At 42.6% G+C, this 17658-nt stretch carries 11 protein-coding genes, 1 tRNA gene and 1 pseudogene; 5 read left to right on the top strand and 8 right to left on the bottom strand.

Translation table 11 applies throughout. From position 1 onward, the window contains the following. The first annotated feature begins 86 nt into the window (after nucleotides 1-86). The gene (locus KTR06_RS09925) at nucleotides 87-2801 is read left to right on the top strand and encodes a putative LPS assembly protein LptD (protein ID WP_015531394.1); all 2715 of its coding nucleotides are present in this window, start codon (nucleotides 87-89) and stop codon (nucleotides 2799-2801) included. A 169-nt stretch (nucleotides 2802-2970) separates the two neighbouring features. Here the strand turns inward: KTR06_RS09925 and ung are convergent, their stop codons facing one another. Together ung and asnA are read right to left on the bottom strand one after the other, a co-directional pair. After that, complete coding sequence (ung, locus tag KTR06_RS09920) at nucleotides 2971-3633, bottom strand: uracil-DNA glycosylase (RefSeq protein ID WP_074706438.1); 663 nt, start codon at nucleotides 3631-3633, stop codon at nucleotides 2971-2973. Between the two features lie 6 nt (nucleotides 3634-3639). Beyond that, nucleotides 3640-4677, bottom strand: coding sequence for an aspartate--ammonia ligase (asnA, locus tag KTR06_RS09915; protein ID WP_004299370.1), 1038 nt, complete (start codon nucleotides 4675-4677; stop codon nucleotides 3640-3642). 276 nt (nucleotides 4678-4953) lie between these two features. Here asnA and KTR06_RS09910 point away from each other — a divergent pair. Beyond that, a tRNA-Arg gene (locus tag KTR06_RS09910) sits at nucleotides 4954-5025 on the top strand. A 656-nt stretch (nucleotides 5026-5681) separates the two neighbouring features. Here KTR06_RS09910 and KTR06_RS09905 read toward each other — a convergent pair. The 3 genes and pseudogenes from KTR06_RS09905 to KTR06_RS09895 form a co-directional block, all read right to left on the bottom strand. Further along, nucleotides 5682-8537, bottom strand: a pseudogene (locus KTR06_RS09905) (bifunctional fucokinase/fucose-1-phosphate guanylyltransferase); the annotation flags it as partial. A 119-nt stretch (nucleotides 8538-8656) separates the two neighbouring features. Further along, a complete protein-coding gene (locus tag KTR06_RS09900) occupies nucleotides 8657-9340 on the bottom strand; it encodes an HAD family hydrolase (protein WP_217290302.1) in 684 nt (227 codons plus the stop codon). Between the two features lie 37 nt (nucleotides 9341-9377). Next, a complete protein-coding gene (locus tag KTR06_RS09895) occupies nucleotides 9378-10187 on the bottom strand; it encodes a hypothetical protein (RefSeq protein WP_008024965.1) in 810 nt (269 codons plus the stop codon). A gap of 247 nt (nucleotides 10188-10434) precedes the next feature. On the opposite strand from KTR06_RS09895, the gene KTR06_RS09890 reads away from it, so the two are divergent. Then, on the top strand, nucleotides 10435-10941 hold the full coding sequence (locus KTR06_RS09890) for a DUF5035 domain-containing protein (protein WP_004313491.1): 507 nt from the start codon (nucleotides 10435-10437) through the stop codon (nucleotides 10939-10941). 179 nt (nucleotides 10942-11120) lie between these two features. On the opposite strand, the gene KTR06_RS09885 is transcribed toward KTR06_RS09890, so the two are convergent. From KTR06_RS09885 to lysS, 3 genes are all read right to left on the bottom strand, one after another. Next, the gene (locus KTR06_RS09885) at nucleotides 11121-12458 is read right to left on the bottom strand and encodes a glucose-6-phosphate isomerase (protein WP_004299377.1); all 1338 of its coding nucleotides are present in this window, start codon (nucleotides 12456-12458) and stop codon (nucleotides 11121-11123) included. 114 nt (nucleotides 12459-12572) lie between these two features. Then, nucleotides 12573-13568: an NAD(P)H-dependent glycerol-3-phosphate dehydrogenase gene (locus tag KTR06_RS09880; protein ID WP_008024959.1), complete on the bottom strand. Its 996-nt coding sequence runs from the start codon at nucleotides 13566-13568 to the stop codon at nucleotides 12573-12575. Nucleotides 13569-13594: 26 nt separating this feature from the next. Beyond that, complete coding sequence (lysS, locus tag KTR06_RS09875; protein ID WP_004299379.1) at nucleotides 13595-15322, bottom strand: lysine--tRNA ligase; 1728 nt, start codon at nucleotides 15320-15322, stop codon at nucleotides 13595-13597. 75 nt (nucleotides 15323-15397) lie between these two features. Here lysS and KTR06_RS09870 point away from each other — a divergent pair, with 75 nt between their 5' ends. Then, on the top strand, nucleotides 15398-16789 hold the full coding sequence (locus KTR06_RS09870; RefSeq protein ID WP_217290301.1) for an MATE family efflux transporter: 1392 nt from the start codon (nucleotides 15398-15400) through the stop codon (nucleotides 16787-16789). A 10-nt stretch (nucleotides 16790-16799) separates the two neighbouring features. Continuing rightward, on the top strand, nucleotides 16800-17549 hold the full coding sequence (locus KTR06_RS09865) for a hypothetical protein (RefSeq protein WP_009038801.1): 750 nt from the start codon (nucleotides 16800-16802) through the stop codon (nucleotides 17547-17549). The last annotated feature ends 109 nt before the right edge of the window (nucleotides 17550-17658 follow it).

The following is a 17658-nucleotide window of genomic DNA, read 5'->3' as shown; positions in this document are numbered from 1 at the left end:
TAAAAAATAATTAAATAACGAAGATTCTAACTCATATTTGGTGAAGATTGTGTACTTTTGCCACTTCAAGCGTAAACTATTAGTTAATGGCGCCATTGAAAGCAAAAATACTTATATCATTCATACTGCTGATTGTCTTACTGATGCTTCCCGATGAGGCTACGTCTCAGCGTCGAAGAAGAGGAATGATTGCCTCCAATACCGCACAAACGGATTCCCTTCAGGGAAATGATTCGTTGAAAGCAGATACGGTAACGGTACGTATTGATTCCATCGCACCGGTAAAGAAGAAACAACCACTCGATGCACCGGTTGTTTATGAATCCAACGACTCCACTGTCTTTACTTTGGGAGGAGCCGCTACACTTTATGGTAGCGGAAAAGTGAATTATCAGAACATCGAACTGGCTGCGGAAGTTATTTCGATGAATCTGGATAGTAGTACTGTGCATGCTTATGGTATCAAGGATACTACCGGAGTGGAAAAAGGTAAACCGGTATTTAAAGAAGGTGATACCTCGTATGATACGGAAACAATCCGATATAACTTCAAAACCAAGAAAGCGGGAATTACTGATATCGTCACCCAGCAGGGAGAAGGATATGTGACCGGAAGCAAGGCGAAGAAAGGGGCCAATGATGAAATTTTCATGGAGCATGGGCGTTATACAACCTGCGATCATCACGATCATCCCCACTTCTATATGCAGCTGACGAGAGCTAAGGTGCGCCCTAAAAAGAATGTAGTGACAGGACCTGCCTATCTGGTTGTGGAAGATGTGCCTCTGCCGTTGGCTGTGCCGTTCTTCTTCTTCCCATTCTCCAGCAGTTACTCTTCCGGTTTCATTATGCCGACTTATATGGATGACTCCAGTCGTGGTTTCGGTTTGGCAGAAGGAGGATATTACTTTGCCATGAGTGATATCATGGACTTGAAAATAACGGGAGATATCTTCACGAAAGGTTCATGGAGATTGTCTGGATTGACAAACTATAATAAACGCTATAAATATTCCGGTACGCTGCAAGCGGACTATCAGGTCACCAAGACTGGAGATAAAGGGATGCCGGACTATACAGTTGCTAAGGACTTTAAGGTGGTATGGAACCATCGACAGGATGCTAAAGCCAGTCCGAACACTACATTCTCTGCCAGTGTGAACTTCTCGACCAGTAGTTATGAACGTTCTAATATCAACAACCTTTATAATTCGCAGTTGTTGACTCAAAATACCAAAACATCAAGTATTAGTTATTCTCGTAGTTTTCCCGATATCGGTCTGACCTTATCCGGAACTACCAATATCGCACAGACAATGCGTGACTCTTCTATTGCGGTCACTTTGCCTGACTTGAATATTACGTTGAGCCGTCTGTTTCCGTTCAAGCGCAAGAAAGCGGCAGGAGCCGAACGTTGGTACGAGAAGATTTCCATTGGTTATACGGGACGTCTGACAAACAGTATCCGTACTAAAGATGACCATTTGTTCAAAGCCGGACTAAGCTCATGGGAGAATGCGATGAACCATAACATTCCTATCAGTGCTACTTTTACGCTGTTCAAATATTTGCAGGTCAATCCTTCTGTGAATTATACAGAACGATGGTACACCCGTAAAATCAATCAGCATTATAACGAAGATACTCACAGGCTGGAATCATTGCCGGGCGATTCTCTTAACGGCTTTTATCGTGTATCCAATTACTCGGCTAGTTTGGCTCTAAGTACGAAATTGTATGGTATGTATAAACCGATCTTTGCGAAGAAGAAGGAGATACAGATTCGTCACGTATTCACACCGCAGGTGAGTTTGAGTGGTGCTCCGGGATTTGGCAAGTACTGGGAAGAATATACCGATTATAATGGTAATACACAATATTATTCTCCTTTTACCAATCAGCCTTATGGCGTGCCTTCTCGTGAGGGGTCGGGAACGGTTAGTTTCTCGATAGCTAATAACTTGGAGATGAAGTATTATGACGCAAAGAATGATACAGTCAAGAAAGTTAGCCTTATTGATGATTTGAGTGCCAATATGTCCTATAATATGGCGGCAAAGGAAAGACCGTGGAGTGACTTAAGTATGAACCTCCGTCTGAAACTGACCAAGAATTATACTTTCAATATGAATGCCCAATTCGCTACGTATGCTTATACATTCGATAAAAGCGGTAATGTAGTGACCAGTAACCGTACAGAATGGTCGTATGGTCGTTTTGGGCGTTTCCAAGGATATGGTTCTTCTTTCAACTATACCTTTAATAATGACACATGGAAGAAATGGTTCGGTCCGAAAGAGGAGGATGAAAAAGGAAAAGATAAGAAGTCGGAGGATAGTGACGATGAAGAATCTGACGGAACGGAAGGAGATGGTACTACACCTAAGAAAGTAGAGAAAGCACAGGCAGACCCGGATGGTTATCAGGTGTTTAAGATGCCTTGGTCGTTAAGCCTTAGCTATTCGTTTAATATCCGTGAAGATAGGTCTAAGCCTATTAACCGTTATTCCATGCGATATCCTTATACGTATACGCATAACATCAATGCAAACGGAAATATAAAGATTTCTAATAACTGGTCGCTCTCGTTCAACTCGGGCTATGATTTTCAGGCAAAAGAGATTACGCAGACTTCTTGTACAATCTCCCGTGACTTGCACTGTTTCAACCTGTCCGCCAGTCTTTCTCCTTTCGGACGCTGGAAATATTACAATGTTACCATCCGTGCGAATGCAAGCATCCTGCAAGACTTGAAGTATGAGCAGAGAAGCCAAACGCAAAGTAACATTCAGTGGTACTAGGATAAGTTGAGAGTGGAGAGTTGAGAGTGGAAATTCGGACGTGTAATTGTTTTGCTACAATATAGAAAAGAAAAATGGCTGCGCTATCATTCGACGAATAGTGCAGCCATTTTTTTTACTCTTTACTCTTTATTCTTAACTCTCAACTCTCCATTCTCAACTTCTCCAACTACCATGCGATTTCTGTTTTTCCATGGGTTTTCAGGTAGTCGTTTGTACGGCTGAAATGTTTGTTTCCGAAGAAGCCGTTGTAAGCAGAAAGAGGAGAGGGATGGGCGGAAGTGAGTACCAAGTGTTTGTTGCGGTCGATAAACGCTCCTTTCTTTTGAGCGTATGATCCCCACAGGATAAATACCAGGTTTTCTTTTTCTTCTGCCAGGGCACGGATTGCAGCATCAGTAAATGTTTCCCAGCCACGGTTCTGGTGTGAACCAGCTTGGTGAGCACGTACGGTCAGCGTAGCGTTGAGCAACAATACTCCCTGTTCTGCCCAGCGAGTCAGATTTCCCGTAGCAGGGGCATCTGTGCCGATGTCGGCTTTGATTTCTTTGAATATATTCACTAATGAAGGGGGAAAAGGCACTCCGTCGTTTACAGAGAAACAGAGACCATGCGCTTGTCCCGGTCCATGGTAAGGATCTTGTCCTATAATTACAACTTTCACTTTGTCGAAAGGACAAAGGTTGAAAGCATTGAAGATCAGTTTTCCCGGAGGGAAGATCTGATACTGGCTATATTCGCTTTTGACGAAATCGGTCAGTGTGCGAAAGTAGTCTTTGTCGAATTCGGGTTTTAAATGTGCTTTCCAGCTTTCTTCAATTTGTACGTTCATAGTTTGTTATATAAGGTGTATATCAAGTTCTTCACATTCTTTGCGCATATCTTCGGGCCAGATGCTGGCTTGTATCTCTCCAATGTGAGCTTTGCGAAGGTAGAACATACACAAGCGGGATTGTCCGATACCTCCTCCGATAGATAGTGGAAGGGTGTCATTCATCAATCGCTTGTGGAAATAAAGTTCCAGTCTTTTTTCTTCTTTTTCTTCTTTCAACTGACGTTGCAAGGCTTCTTTGTCAACACGGATTCCCATAGATGACAATTCGATGGAGCGTTGCAGTACATTGTCCCACAGAAGGAGGTCGCCGTTTAGTCCGGGTAAGTCGTTCAATCCTTTGGTTGTGTAGTCGTCATAGTCCGGTGCGCGTCCGTCGTGTTTCTTGCCGTCGCTAAGTTTGCAGCCTATGCCTATGATAAACACAGCTCCGTATTTCTGACAGATGGCATGTTCGCGACATTTGGGTTCCAGATCCGGATAAAGTTGGCGCAATTCTTCTGAATGGATGAAATGTAGCTTTTGTGGCAGGCACGGCTTGATTTGCGGATACATTTCGTATACCATATATTCTGTACGGATCATAGCCGCATAAATACGGTTGACGATCTCTTTCAGGAAGTTTACGTTCCGGTCTTCATTGGTGATGACACGTTCCCAGTCCCACTGGTCTACGTAGAGAGAATGCAGGTTGCCCAGTTCCTCGTCTGAACGGATTGCGTTCATATCCGTATAAATACCATATCCGGGTTCGATATGATAGTCAGCTAAGGTCAACCTTTTCCATTTAGCCAATGAATGAACCACTTCGGCTTGTGCATCGCCCAGATCTTTAATAGGGAAAGAAACGGGTCGTTCTATTCCGTTCAAATCGTCATTGATACCCATTCCTTTCAATACGAAAAGGGGGGCAGTCACACGTCTAAGGCGTAGCTCGGATGACAAGTTTAATTGGAAGAACTCTTTTATTTGCTTGATTCCCAGCTCGGTCTGTTTGAGGTCGAGTAGCGGATTATAGTTCTTAGGTTTTATCAAGTAACTCATAGGTTTGTTAAATGTTAATTGTCGGCAAAGATAGGAATAAAATTGATATATGTAATGGATATTCTCTAAAAGATTGTCAATTTGATAAAGTAAATGCTCTAAAGCATTTCAAAATAACAATGTCTTAACATGGGGAAGTGCCTTAAGAACTATAAAAAAAGAAGAATCATTAGGAAGATGAGAAGATTTTTTATACTTTTGTCCTCACATTTAGAAAGAATGGCTTCTTTATTTAAGCGGATGAAGCGTTTTTTCTAGCCTGATAAATTTGTATAAGCACCTGTAGTTCAATGGATAGAATGGAGGTTTCCGGTACCTCAGATAAGGGTTCGATTCCCTTCGGGTGTACTTTAAAGCCGTACTTGCGGAGAGTACGGCTTTTTATTATTGTATTTTCAGCCCATGTATGGTATATGATGTTACAGCACAGAGCTTTTTATCTTCGAATATTTTTATAGCATCCTTTTTTAGTCATGACCTCTTGTATTTTGATTTTTTTCCTTGTTCAACCAGAATTGTCGCTTATGCAAATGTACAACTTTCACATGATATAAAAGCAGTAATAGATAAAATCTTGTGTTCCATATTATTATCCGTAGTTGCATAATTTAGTCTAAAGAGAATGAAAAGTTGTTTTAGATGATTGGAATCTCATAGAAAATGCTAACTTTGTAACGATGAAGAAGTAAAAAAAATGATGTTGATATAGTGTATTTATAGCTTTCCGGAAGTAGATATCTGACGATAAATTATATTAATCCCATAAATATAAATTAGAATGGAAGAAGCTAGAAAAAAGAAATGGGCTAGTGTGGCGCTGATTATCGGAGCTATTGGTTTTATCATTATTATGATTTACTTTACAGTTATTTCAAGTCTCAACATGTAAAACAGATCATTATGGCATTGAAAAATTGAAGCTTGGACATTTCGTTTGAATCTGTCCAAGCTTGTTTTTTGTGGTTCTGAATGAGATTGACCGGTAGTCTGGCAATGCCTCTTCTTTAGCTTCTTGAAACCTGAAGTCCCTTGTCAGAAAGCGTCATTTCTACAAAACGAGCGCGTGGGTTGGGAGCTTGTTCTGTCAATATCCGTCGGATTTGTCCGGCTGCTTGAGGGTCTTTGGCTACCATATATAAATAACCGCCACCACCTGCTCCGGGGAGTTTGTATCCTAGGGTATAATCCTTGATTTTCTCAATAATGGCTGCTACTGCCGGCGGATTGGTTCCGCAATCTAATGCCTGGTTTTGTATCCAGGTTTTGCCGACCAATCGACCGAAACTATCGAAGTTGCTGCGCAGGATAGCTTCACTCATATCCATTGCATGGGCTTTCATCTCGGCTAGCAAACTTAGATGTGGACCGGAATTGAGGAACATGGAACTGACGATTTCTGCCAGAATACTTTTGGCAGTACGGGTAATTCCTGTATAATATAACAGATGACAGTCGCGGTAGTCAGGATGAATAAAGAGTTGATCGGGCAACCAACGCACTAATGGATGTTGTTCGAAACCTGCTTCGGATTGTAGTAGTTTAATGCCGGAAAAAACACCGCCATATTGATCCTGCCAACCTCCTCCCGTGGTCAGTAGTTGTTCCAATACTAATGTGTAACTGCATATATCATTCTTATCCCAAGCCAGTCCGCAGAAATCATTGATTGCTCCGAGCACGGTGGAGGCCAGAATGGAACTGGTACCTAACCCCGAGCCAGCAGGAATAGCAGCCAACAGGGTAATTTCAATTCCTGAACCGAAAGCTTCCAGTTGTTTGGCTAAAGAAGGGTAGGATTCTGTTGAGAATGCCGGTGCGAAGCCTGCCAATGTTAGGGCAGCTTTGGGGATAGAAAATGGAGAACCCACCTTTTTGTAATCTTGCAGTTCCTCGTAATTTCGTATCACTTCCATTGCGCCCATATCAATGGAGCGAAGGGTAATATGATATTCTTTGCAAGGTTTAACGTATACTTGCAGCGGCGGTTGGCCGTTCAGTTCGATGGCAAGATTGACAACGCTTCCTCCTGAATAAAGAGAGTAGGGAGGGGTGTCCGTCCATCCTCCTGCCACATCAATGCGTACAGGGCTGCGGCTCCATACAATCTGATCGGAATAAACGTTGAGTGTGGGATGACTTTTACGTTCGTTCATCACTCCCAATAAACCGTCGCGGAGCAGTTGGAAGGCTGCCTGTTCTTCTTTTGCGCAATCTTTGTCTTCACGTAGTTTCATGATGCGTGCGCGAAGCATCCGGTTGTGTATCCGTAGCATGGGTGCGGCATCTTCTTGCAGGACATCGGGAGTATCCAGATTAAAACGTACAAATTCGTTTGCGGCATCCAGTAAGTCAAGTTGATAGAATACGCTTTTTTCATAATTAGCCGCCAGTCCTTTCCAGTTCTCTTTACGGAAAGCATTGCGCTGTTCATAAAGACGCTTGAGGTTGGCGCCTGCCGAGATTTCGTCGGCAGAAACTTTCTCTGCTTTCAGCCAACGTTTTTTCCCTTCTTCCAGTTGGGGTTCCGATGTCATCCAGCGCACTAATATGCCTAAATCTTCAACAGAAGTTACTTTGGGGAAGATAGATGCTGATTGTAAATCATCGGTGCGTCCTTTTATATCCTCCCAGGTAATTCCTCTTTCTTCCATCCAGCGGGTGAAAGGGATATTAAGATAGGTAGTCGTTGATTTGTCCAACGCTCCTTTGAACACATCATCTAATCCATACGGACGTGCAACAAAGTCATTGTCGCCGATAGGGATAATGTCGATGCAGACTCCATCCGGCAGGTTGATGTTCCATTGGTTTTCGGGAACTCCTGTTATTATTTGGCGGGAACCCAGTTTCCAGCCTTTTCCCACATGACTATTCTCAATCCATAAGTTGGCATTGTCTGCAGAAAGAGAAACTTGTGTGATAGAGTTCTGGATAAAGATAGCCGGATTCGGTTTTACTTTCCGGTGCATGATCCTTCTTTGATCGCGTACCTTGTCTTGTATGGCTAAAGTAGAAGAAATCAGTTCATGGCTTGTGCCATAATGATAGAATTCTCCACCGGGCAAAGGCAATATGGCTACGGATAACTGATTGATTTCTTCATCTTCCGTTTTGGGATGCTCTCCCAAAGCCAAGCCGTAGTCCGAGTATAAGTCATAATAATTAATATCATTGGTTCCTTCTTTTAATGACCGTTTCATCAATACTTCGATGGCGCGGTCACTCAAAATCCAGATACCGATGTCCATCAGGAAAAGATGAGTTTTCGATAATCCTTCCAACTCTTCAAGAGAAGGTTTCTGTAACATGAAGTCGAGAACCTCCGGCTTTTTCCGGTCGGAAACAAATACACCATGATGGGTTGCCAAGGAAGGATTTACCCATAAGCCGTAGCACACTACGTCTGCATTCGGAATATCCTGGAGTGGCTTTTCCGAACGGATATATACATCTCCGCTTGCGATCAGCGTATTCAGACCGGCCGGAGCCTGATTCATAATCCTTTCATAGAGCGGGAGCTGCAATGATAATAGATTCTGTCCGAGTTTTTGTCCTCTTTCCCAACTGAAGATCGGGATCGGAGTCAATATTTTGCCGGAAGGTCCGTAGCTGGGCAGGCGACGGCTTTGTCCGCCTGCATGGAGCAATATTCTTTTTTCATCTCCTATCCAATTGCTGAAAGATTCTTGTGGCGCGAATGCCTGATGGCAGGCCTGCAATAACCATGTCGTTCCGCCGCCGGAGCCTAGTTTGCTCCCAATGGGGTCTGATGTACAAAACCAATCGGTATGGTTGACTTCTTCCAGTTCGTGGAAGCAATGGATCAAATTGGGTGGTAAGGATAATAACTTTTGCATAGTAGAATCTGCGTTGGCTTAGATGGAATCTAAGTGAATTAAACTCCCGTAAAAATACGATTTATATTCCTTCTTTTCAATGTTTTTCTCCTGTTTTGAAGAATAAATTATCTTTTCAGCTTTTAGGTGTTCTTTTCAAACAGCGTATCCCATTGCTCGCTTAGTGCTTGCATGGATGGCAGTAGCAGATCGGCTCCGGCATCCAGCAATACTTGTCCGTCCAAAGGACCTGTATTTACAGCTATTGTAAAGATGCCCGCATTGTGTCCGGCTTCCACTCCTAACGGAGCGTTCTCTACTACGATGGCTTCATCAGCTTTAAGTCCACCTTTTTTCAATGCCATCAGATACGGTTCGGGATTGGGCTTACCATATTTTACATCGAACGCTGTAACCATCAATTCTTTACGAAACATTCCCGGATAGTTGTGTTCCAACCGTTCGAGCAGGGATAGTTGGCCGGAACCAGTGACCACCATCGGAATCAGTCCATCCTTTTTCACTTTTTGTAGCAATTCCCATGCACCGGGCATACGTTTTGCTTCGGGATACGAATTGAACAAAACACTTTTCTCCTGATAGATACTTTCTATTTCTTCCTGGGTAGATTCTCTGCCCAGTTCACGTTGGAAAACAATATTGATAGTGGAGGCTCCTGTCCGTCCTTCGTGCATATATGCTTCTTCGCGGCTAAGAGTGAGTCCATGAGATTTCATTACTGTATGCCAGGCTTCCGAATGATAGGGCATAGAGTCAAAAAGTACGCCGTCCATGTCAAACAGGACGGCTTTCAGTTTCTTTTTCATACTTTGGTACGTTGCAGAATCTTTTTAAGATGATATTTTATTTTTCTATAAGCATTTTCTTCAGATCAGACAGAGGAATAATCACATCGTATTGCTGACCGGATTCCTTGCCGATATATCTGTAAGCTATGCTTTTATTGTTATCTACACAGGTTTTGATGAATATCTGGGTGGCGGGATCGGTCTGACTTGCCAGTGTTGATACAATACCCTCTTTCACTTCTGCTGCGTTTTCTTCAATCTGGCTGATGGGACACAATTCTTCGTCCACACTGCATATATAAACAACCGATTCGCCTATGACCTCGATCTTTTCGACAATGACTTCTTCGCTGGCTTGCATCGGGAATTGCAGGTTCGCCATTTTCAGTTGCGCTTCAAGCTTTGTTTGTCCGCTTTGTGCCGGATCGGCATTTGTATTAATCACTTCTTTCAGTTCTTCGGCGGTAAGTTCGCAAACCGCTTGTTCGCCCGACTTATTCCCTACAAATATCATGTGTAATCCGGAATTGCATTTTGCCATCAACTTGAGCATCTCTTTTACATCTGCTGCCGGATTTTGAAACATCATTGTGATAGATGATTTCATGCTTTCCGGATTGTCTTTCAATATCTTTATATTGGTAATCTCTTCGTTCATGTTCAGCGTGTACACTACGTTATTCCCGTCGTAGATGATGCTGGTGATCGTACCGACTGCTCCCATGTCTATCGGACACTGTTTGTTGGCTACTCCGATCACTGTCTTGAGTTTGGCTTCCTGGCAACCGGTCATTACGAGCATTAGCAATGATATGCTACATAATAATATGAATCCACTGGATTTCTTTAATAAATTTCCTGTCATTTTATTTGTTCTTTTTAGTTTGATTCGCTTAATCTACAGTTGTATATGAGGCAAAGATAACGATAAAAAACGAGAGATAAGTTAGAACGGGAAGATAGTTTAGTGATTACTTGCCATGTGGTATCTACTGCCAACTCTTGTCGTGTAGACTGTTCGGCACTACTGAATTGCGGCGTATTACTTGTATAATTATTTGTTGTTTAGAAGAATATGTGTATTTTTGTAACGTTATAAACTCGACGATAGCATGAAAAAGAGAGTATTATTGTTGCTACCATTGTTTTTAGGCGCCTGCTCTGATAGTGGGGAAAGTCCTGTTATCAAGATAGAAAAGCTTTATGCAAAGGTTGAATCGGAGGATGAAAGTTCCGGTTCCGGTGAAAAAGACTATGCGAATCAGAGGGACGAATTGCCGGCCTTGAAGGTGGGGGACGAAGTGAAAGCTCTTCTGCTTTTGGATGGAAATGGAGCTGAACTGAAAACCTTTAGACTTCAGAATGATGATGAAGTGGATACTAAACTCATCTTTGAGAAAACAGAAGTATCTACAGAGGGAAATCTGACAGATGTAGAAAAGGGACAGCTTCGTTTTAAGGATGGTGTGTCAAAAGCTAAAATTATGGTGATTGCAACCATCAAACAAGTAGATAAGAACGGCGATGTAAAATTAGAGTTCTATCTTTCTTCCAAAGCCGAATGTGAAGGAGCACAGGAAGAAATCGGTTTGAAGACGAAAGCGGAGGATGATAAGTGAAAATTGACGAGTGGTAGCAACTAGCAAAGTAAGTCGGTAAATTGTAACTAAATAGGGACATTTAGGAATGTCTCCATTTTGGATTTCAATGAATAATGAACGGTGAACAAATCTATGCATATAGCATAGTTGTTCACCGTTCATTGTTTATAGTTTACCGTTTATAAAAACGTTCTTGATTACAGTTTTGCACGAATCGCTTTAGATTCTTCTTCATACCCCGGTTTGTCCAGCAACGCAAACATATTCTTTTTGTATGCTTCCACACCCGGTTGGTTGAATGGATTCACGCCTAGCAAGTAACCGCTGATACCGCAAGCCTTTTCGAAGAAATAGAGCAGACCACCGATGTTGTATTCGCTCAATTCCGGAAGTACGATACGCATATTAGGTACACCACCGTCTACGTGAGCCAACTGTGTTCCCAATTCGGCCATCTTGTTCACTTCGTCCACACGTTTGCCGGCTAAGAAATTCAAACCGTCCAGATTCGCTTCATCAGAAGGAACTTCCAGTTTGTGGTTAACCTTCTCTACTGAAATCACCGTTTCAAAGATAGAACGTTCGCCTTCCTGAATCCATTGACCCATAGAGTGGAGGTCTGTTGAGAAATCTACCGATGCAGGGAAGATACCTTTATTGTCTTTTCCTTCAGATTCTCCGTAAAGCTGTTTCCACCATTCACTTACATAGTGCAGTTTCGGGCAGAAGTTAACGAGGATTTCGATCTTCTTACCGTTTCTGTACAACTCATTGCGGGTAGCAGCGTAGATAGCAGCAGGGTTTTCAGCAAATGCAACGTCCGAACCACATACTTTTTCCATGTCGGCAGCACCGGCAACCAGTTTGTCGATATCGAACCCGGCCACTGCAATAGGCAGCAAACCAACCGGAGTCAGGACAGAGAAACGTCCGCCTACGTTATCGGGGATGATGAATGTTTTGTATCCTTCTTTATCGGCTGTAACACGGGCGGCACCTTTCTTGGCATCCGTCACGGCAACGATTACTTTCTTTGCAGTTTCTTTGCCGCGCTGATCTTCACATTGCTTTTTCAGCAAACGGAAAGCAAGCGCTGTTTCAGTAGTAGTTCCTGATTTGGAGATATTGATGACACCGAATTTCTTGTCTTTCAGATATTCAGTCAGTTCATACAGATAATCTTCGCTGATATTGTGTCCTGCATAGATCATGACAGGAGCTGTTTTCTTTTCCTGCAACCAAGTGAAGCTGTTAGACAAAGCTTCGATGACGGCACGGGCACCCAGATAGCTACCACCGATACCGGCTACGATTACTACTTCACAATTGTCTCTTAATACTTTTGCAGTAGCGTTCAGGTCGGCCAGGTGTTCTTTAGTGATAGAAGAAGGCAAATGCAACCATCCTAAAAAGTCGTTACCTTTGCCTGTACCTTTTTCAAGCATTTCCTGTGCGGCTTTTACTTCAGCTTCGTAAGCAAAAACCTTTTCTTTGGAGATGAATCCAAATGTTTTTTCAATGTTTAAACTAATCATATATTTTAAGTATTAAGTTTTAAGTATTAAGTATTAGTCATCAAGTATGGATTGTCAAGTATGAGTACCTGCGGGTAATACTTAAATGCCTAATACTTAATACTTAATATTTTTTTATCTAAAAGAGTCAGTCAACAGTTTAATCTCGATCATTGGTGAGATACGTTCGTATAGAATGTTGTACACTGCGTCCAGTATCGGCATATTGACATGATGATGTTTATTGATTTCTTTGATACATTTCGTACCATAGTAACCTTCCGCAATCATTTCCATTTCAATTTGCGCACTCTTAACGGAATACCCTTTACCTATCATCGTTCCGAAAGTTCGGTTGCGGCTAAAGTTGGAGTAACCGGTCACCAATAAATCCCCTAGATAAACAGATTCATCCACGTTTCTGTTCAACGGATGCACCGTATTCAAGAAACGGTTCATCTCCTGAATGGCGTTGGAGATCAATACAGCCTGGAAGTTGTCGCCATATTTCAGACCGCTACAGATACCGGCAGCGATGGCATATACGTTTTTAAGTACCGAACTGTATTCGATACCCGCTACGTCATCACTGACAGATGTTTTGATGAAGCTGCTTCCCAGACGACGTGCGAAGATACGTGCTTTATCTTTGTCAGGGCAGGCGATAGTCAGGTAGGAGAGGCGTTCCAAGGCTACTTCTTCTGCGTGGCAGGGACCTGCAAGGACTGCTATATTTTCTGGTGGTACACCATATTCTTTTGTGAAGTATTCCGATACAATAACGTTGTCATCGGGTACGATTCCTTTGATAGCGGTGATGATAAACTTATCTTTTATCTTGGTTTTCAGTTTTTTTAGATGCGCCTTCAGATAAGGAGAGGGAGTGACGAAGATCAGTGTATCCGATTCTTTCACCACATCGTTGATGTTGGAACTGAATGAGATGCGTTTTGTATCAAATTTCACTCCTGTCAGATAAGCCGGATTGTGCCCTAATCGTTTAAAATCGGCAATGCGGTCGTCTCGCCGCATATACCAATTGATAGAGTCTTCCTGGGCCAGACACATCTTTGCGATGGCTGTAGCCCAACTTCCTCCGCCCATTATCGCTATCTTGCCGGGTAATTTCATTTGTATGGATTTGGATGAAGAACTTATTAAATTTTCTGTATCCACTCAGTTACGTCGTTTACCGACGGATTGGTCAGTTCTAATTTATATTTCTTGTTAATGCCACAGATGTCCTGGTGCAACTTCTGCGGATTGACATCTTTCATGTCAGCTACAGTGTTGTAACCGGCCTTTTGGATCACCGGAACCCAGTCTTCTGCGATTCCCAATTCCATATATTTAGCAGCAGCGTCTTTTTTCACTACTTTTTCCGGACGCATTTGCGGGAAGAATAATACTTCCTGAATAGTGGTCTGTCCGGTCATTAACATTACCAGGCGGTCGATACCGATACCGATACCCGATGTAGGAGGCATACCATATTGTAAAGCGCGCAAGAAGTCCTGATCGATAATCATCGCTTCATCGTCTCCCTTGTCAGCCAAACGCATCTGCTCTTTGAAACGTTCTTCCTGATCCAACGGGTCATTCAATTCCGAGTAAGCATTAGCCAGCTCTTTACCGTTCACCATTAACTCGAAACGTTCGGTCAGTCCCGGTTTAGAACGATGCATCTTGGTCAGCGGAGACATTTCAACCGGATAATCGGTGATGAAAGTTGGCTGGATATACGTACCTTCGCAGAATTCTCCGAAGATTTCATCAATCAGCTTGCCTTTACCCATTGTCTCGTCGATTTCCTCCATTTTCAATTCCTTGCAAACTTGGCGGATTTCTTCTTCGCTCTTGCCGTTCAGGTCGTATCCTGTCTTTTCTTTGATAGCATCCAGGATAGGCAGGCGGCGGTAAGGAGCTTTGAAACTGATCGTTTTTCCGTCAACAACGCTTTCCGTACAGCCGTTTACAGCGATACAGATACGTTCCAGCAGTTTTTCGGTGAAATTCATCATCCAGTTGTAATCTTTGTACTGAACATAAAGTTCCATACAGGTAAATTCCGGATTGTGAGTTTTATCCATGCCCTCGTTACGGAAGTTCTTACCTATTTCATATACACCTTCAAAACCACCTACGATCAGTCGTTTCAGATAAAGCTCTGTTGCGATACGTAGGTAAAGGTCTATATCCAATGAGTTATGGTGAGTGATGAACGGGCGTGCACTGGCTCCACCGGCAATAGATTGCAGGATAGGAGTTTCCACTTCCGTGTAACCAGCCTCATCCAAAACGTTGCGCAATGTTTTCACTACAGTGGCGCGTTTCAGGAATGTTTCTTTGATGCCGTCATTTACTACCAGGTCCACATAGCGTTGGCGATAACGGAGTTCGGGATCTTCAAAAGAGTCGTAAGCTACTCCGTCTTTGTATTTAACGATTGGCAACGGTTTGATAGACTTTGCAAGTACAGTCAGTTTCTTTGCATGGATGCTGATTTCACCCATTTGTGTGCGGAACACGAAACCTTCGATACCGATAAAGTCACCTAAGTCGAGCAGGCGTTTGAATACAGCGTTGTACAGTTCCTTGTCTTCTCCCGGACAGATATCATCACGGGTGATGTACACCTGGATGCGACCTTTAGAGTCCTGCAATTCGATGAAAGATGCTTTACCCATCACGCGGCGGCTCATGATACGACCGGCTACGGAAACCTGGCGTGGCTCTTCGTCGTCTTTAAATTCAGCTTTAATATCTGTAGAGAAAGCATTGGTTACATACTCTGCTGCAGGGTATGGATCAATACCCATTGCACGAAGCTCATTCAGACTGTTACGTCGAATAATTTCCTGTTCACTTAGTTCTAATATATTCATTTCGTTACGTATTAACTCAATTTTGTGGGCAAAAATACGAAACTTTTCTCATATATCCTGTAATCCGTCTCTTTTTTGTATCTTTGCACCCTCAAACTAATAGGTATGACAGGACAAAAGACACCCACTGCGTTGGGTACGGAAAAGATTGGAAAGCTTTTAATGCAGTATGCCATTCCGGCAATTATCGCCATGACGGCGTCTTCTCTTTATAATATGGTAGATAGTATTTTCATTGGTCATGGAGTAGGGGCGATGGCTATCTCCGGGTTGGCATTAACCTTTCCGCTAATGAATCTTGCCGCGGCTTTCGGCTCTTTGGTGGGGGTAGGTGCGGCTACATTGGTTTCGGTGAAATTGGGACAGAAAGATTACGATACCGCACAGCGGGTACTTGGCAATGTACTGGTATTGAATATTATCATCGGGCTTGCCTTTACAGTCGTCACATTGTTGTTTCTCGACCCTATTCTTTATTTCTTCGGTGGTAGTGATGCTACAGTAGGTTATGCCCGCGATTATATGATCGTTATCTTGTTGGGTAATGTCGTCACCCACCTTTATTTAGGTCTGAATGCTGTACTGCGTTCGGCGGGACATCCACAGAAGGCGATGTATGCCACGATTGCTACGGTAGTGATTAACACAATACTCGACCCTGTTTTTATTTATGGCTTTGGTTGGGGAATACAAGGAGCGGCAATCGCTACCATTACTGCACAGGTTATCGCATTGGCATGGCAGTTCAAGTTATTTTCTAATAGAGAGGAACTGTTACATTTTCATAAAGGTATTTTCCGGTTAAAAAAGAAGATTGTGTTTGATTCTTTAGCAATTGGTATGGCTCCTTTTCTGATGAATCTGGCAGCTTGTTTTATCGTGATTTTGATTAATAAGGGATTGAAACAGTATGGAGGTGATTTGGCTATTGGAGCTTTTGGAATTGTCAACCGCCTGGTGTTCCTTTTTGTCATGATTGTGATGGGATTGAATCAGGGGATGCAGCCCATTGCCGGGTATAATTATGGTGCCAAGCAATATTCCCGTGTGACGAAAGTCTTGAAAATTACGATTTATGTAGCCACCCTTATCACTACTATCGGTTTCTTGATGGGGATGCTGATACCTGATTTGGCGGTTTCTATTTTCACCACGGATGAAGAACTGGTTCGTATTTCTGCTAAAGGACTGCGTATTGTGGTCATGTTCTTTCCCATTGTCGGTTTTCAGATGGTGACTTCCAACTTTTTTCAGAGTATAGGTATGGCAAGCAAGGCTATATTCTTGTCTGTCTCCCGTCAGGTTCTAATTCTGATACCTTGTCTGCTGATCCTTCCACACTTTTACGGACAACTAGGAGTTTGGATCAGTATGCCGATTTCCGACCTGATAGCAAGTATGATTGCCGGAACGATGCTTTGGTATCAGTTTCGCCAGTTCTCATTATCGAGTAATTTAAAACATTAAAAAAGAAAATATGATAACTTCACAAATGTCCTACGAGGAATTGGCGAATGAAGTAGCAAAGGACTATATGGACGTGAGCATAATCATGCGGAAAAAAATGCCGGATGCTCTAAAATATTTCCGCAGGCAAAGCAAATTTCCGATGTTTCTTTTCTCTACAGTCACTTCACCCAGGAAGAACAAATGGATTTTGATATTCTTCGCCAAGAGTAAGCGACGTTTGAAACAGTATGTTGATAGTTTTCTTGTTTGTGTTAGAGAAACAGATCATGGTAAGTATGTTTATCGATACGATTTACCGGCTAAAGAAGGTTCTCTCCCCGGTGTGACTTTTTATCCACCTCATTTTTTTAGCAGATATGCTCTACGGATGGGATTGGAACTCACCGGAGAGGATCTGATAAAAAGATATTTTAAAACGAACACTGCTATGCACTATAATGCCGATCATTTATTCTTGAGTGAAGAAGAAATGAAAGATTTGCTGAATCCTGTGTGGTACACTAGTCCGGATGGTATCTCGCTCGGGTCGGCTACGGTGGTGTCCGGCATGGAACTTTTTATCTGCAAGACTTTCGTTCCCTGGAATATGTGTAAAAGGGATCAACTGATAACGTGTGGAAAAGAGGAAATGTTTCGATTGCAAGAAGATCTTGCGCTGGATACTCATGAGGAGGACGTTGTGAGTCAATCAGAGAATCATAAGATTGTTGAAGAGTTTGCACGGATGATAATGGAACTTATAGAGAAGGCCGGTTAAACTAGTCAACCATTATCAAGGAAGTACAAATTCTCAACTATACTCACGCCTATGAGAAAAAATACTCATACCAATGGGAATATATTCCCATTGGTATGAGTATTTTTTC

The organism is Bacteroides sp. MSK.20.12, assembly GCF_019052435.1.
GTDB classification, from domain to species: Bacteria; Bacteroidota; Bacteroidia; order Bacteroidales; family Bacteroidaceae; genus Bacteroides; species Bacteroides xylanisolvens.
This window is presented reverse-complemented; position numbering and strand designations above follow the sequence as displayed.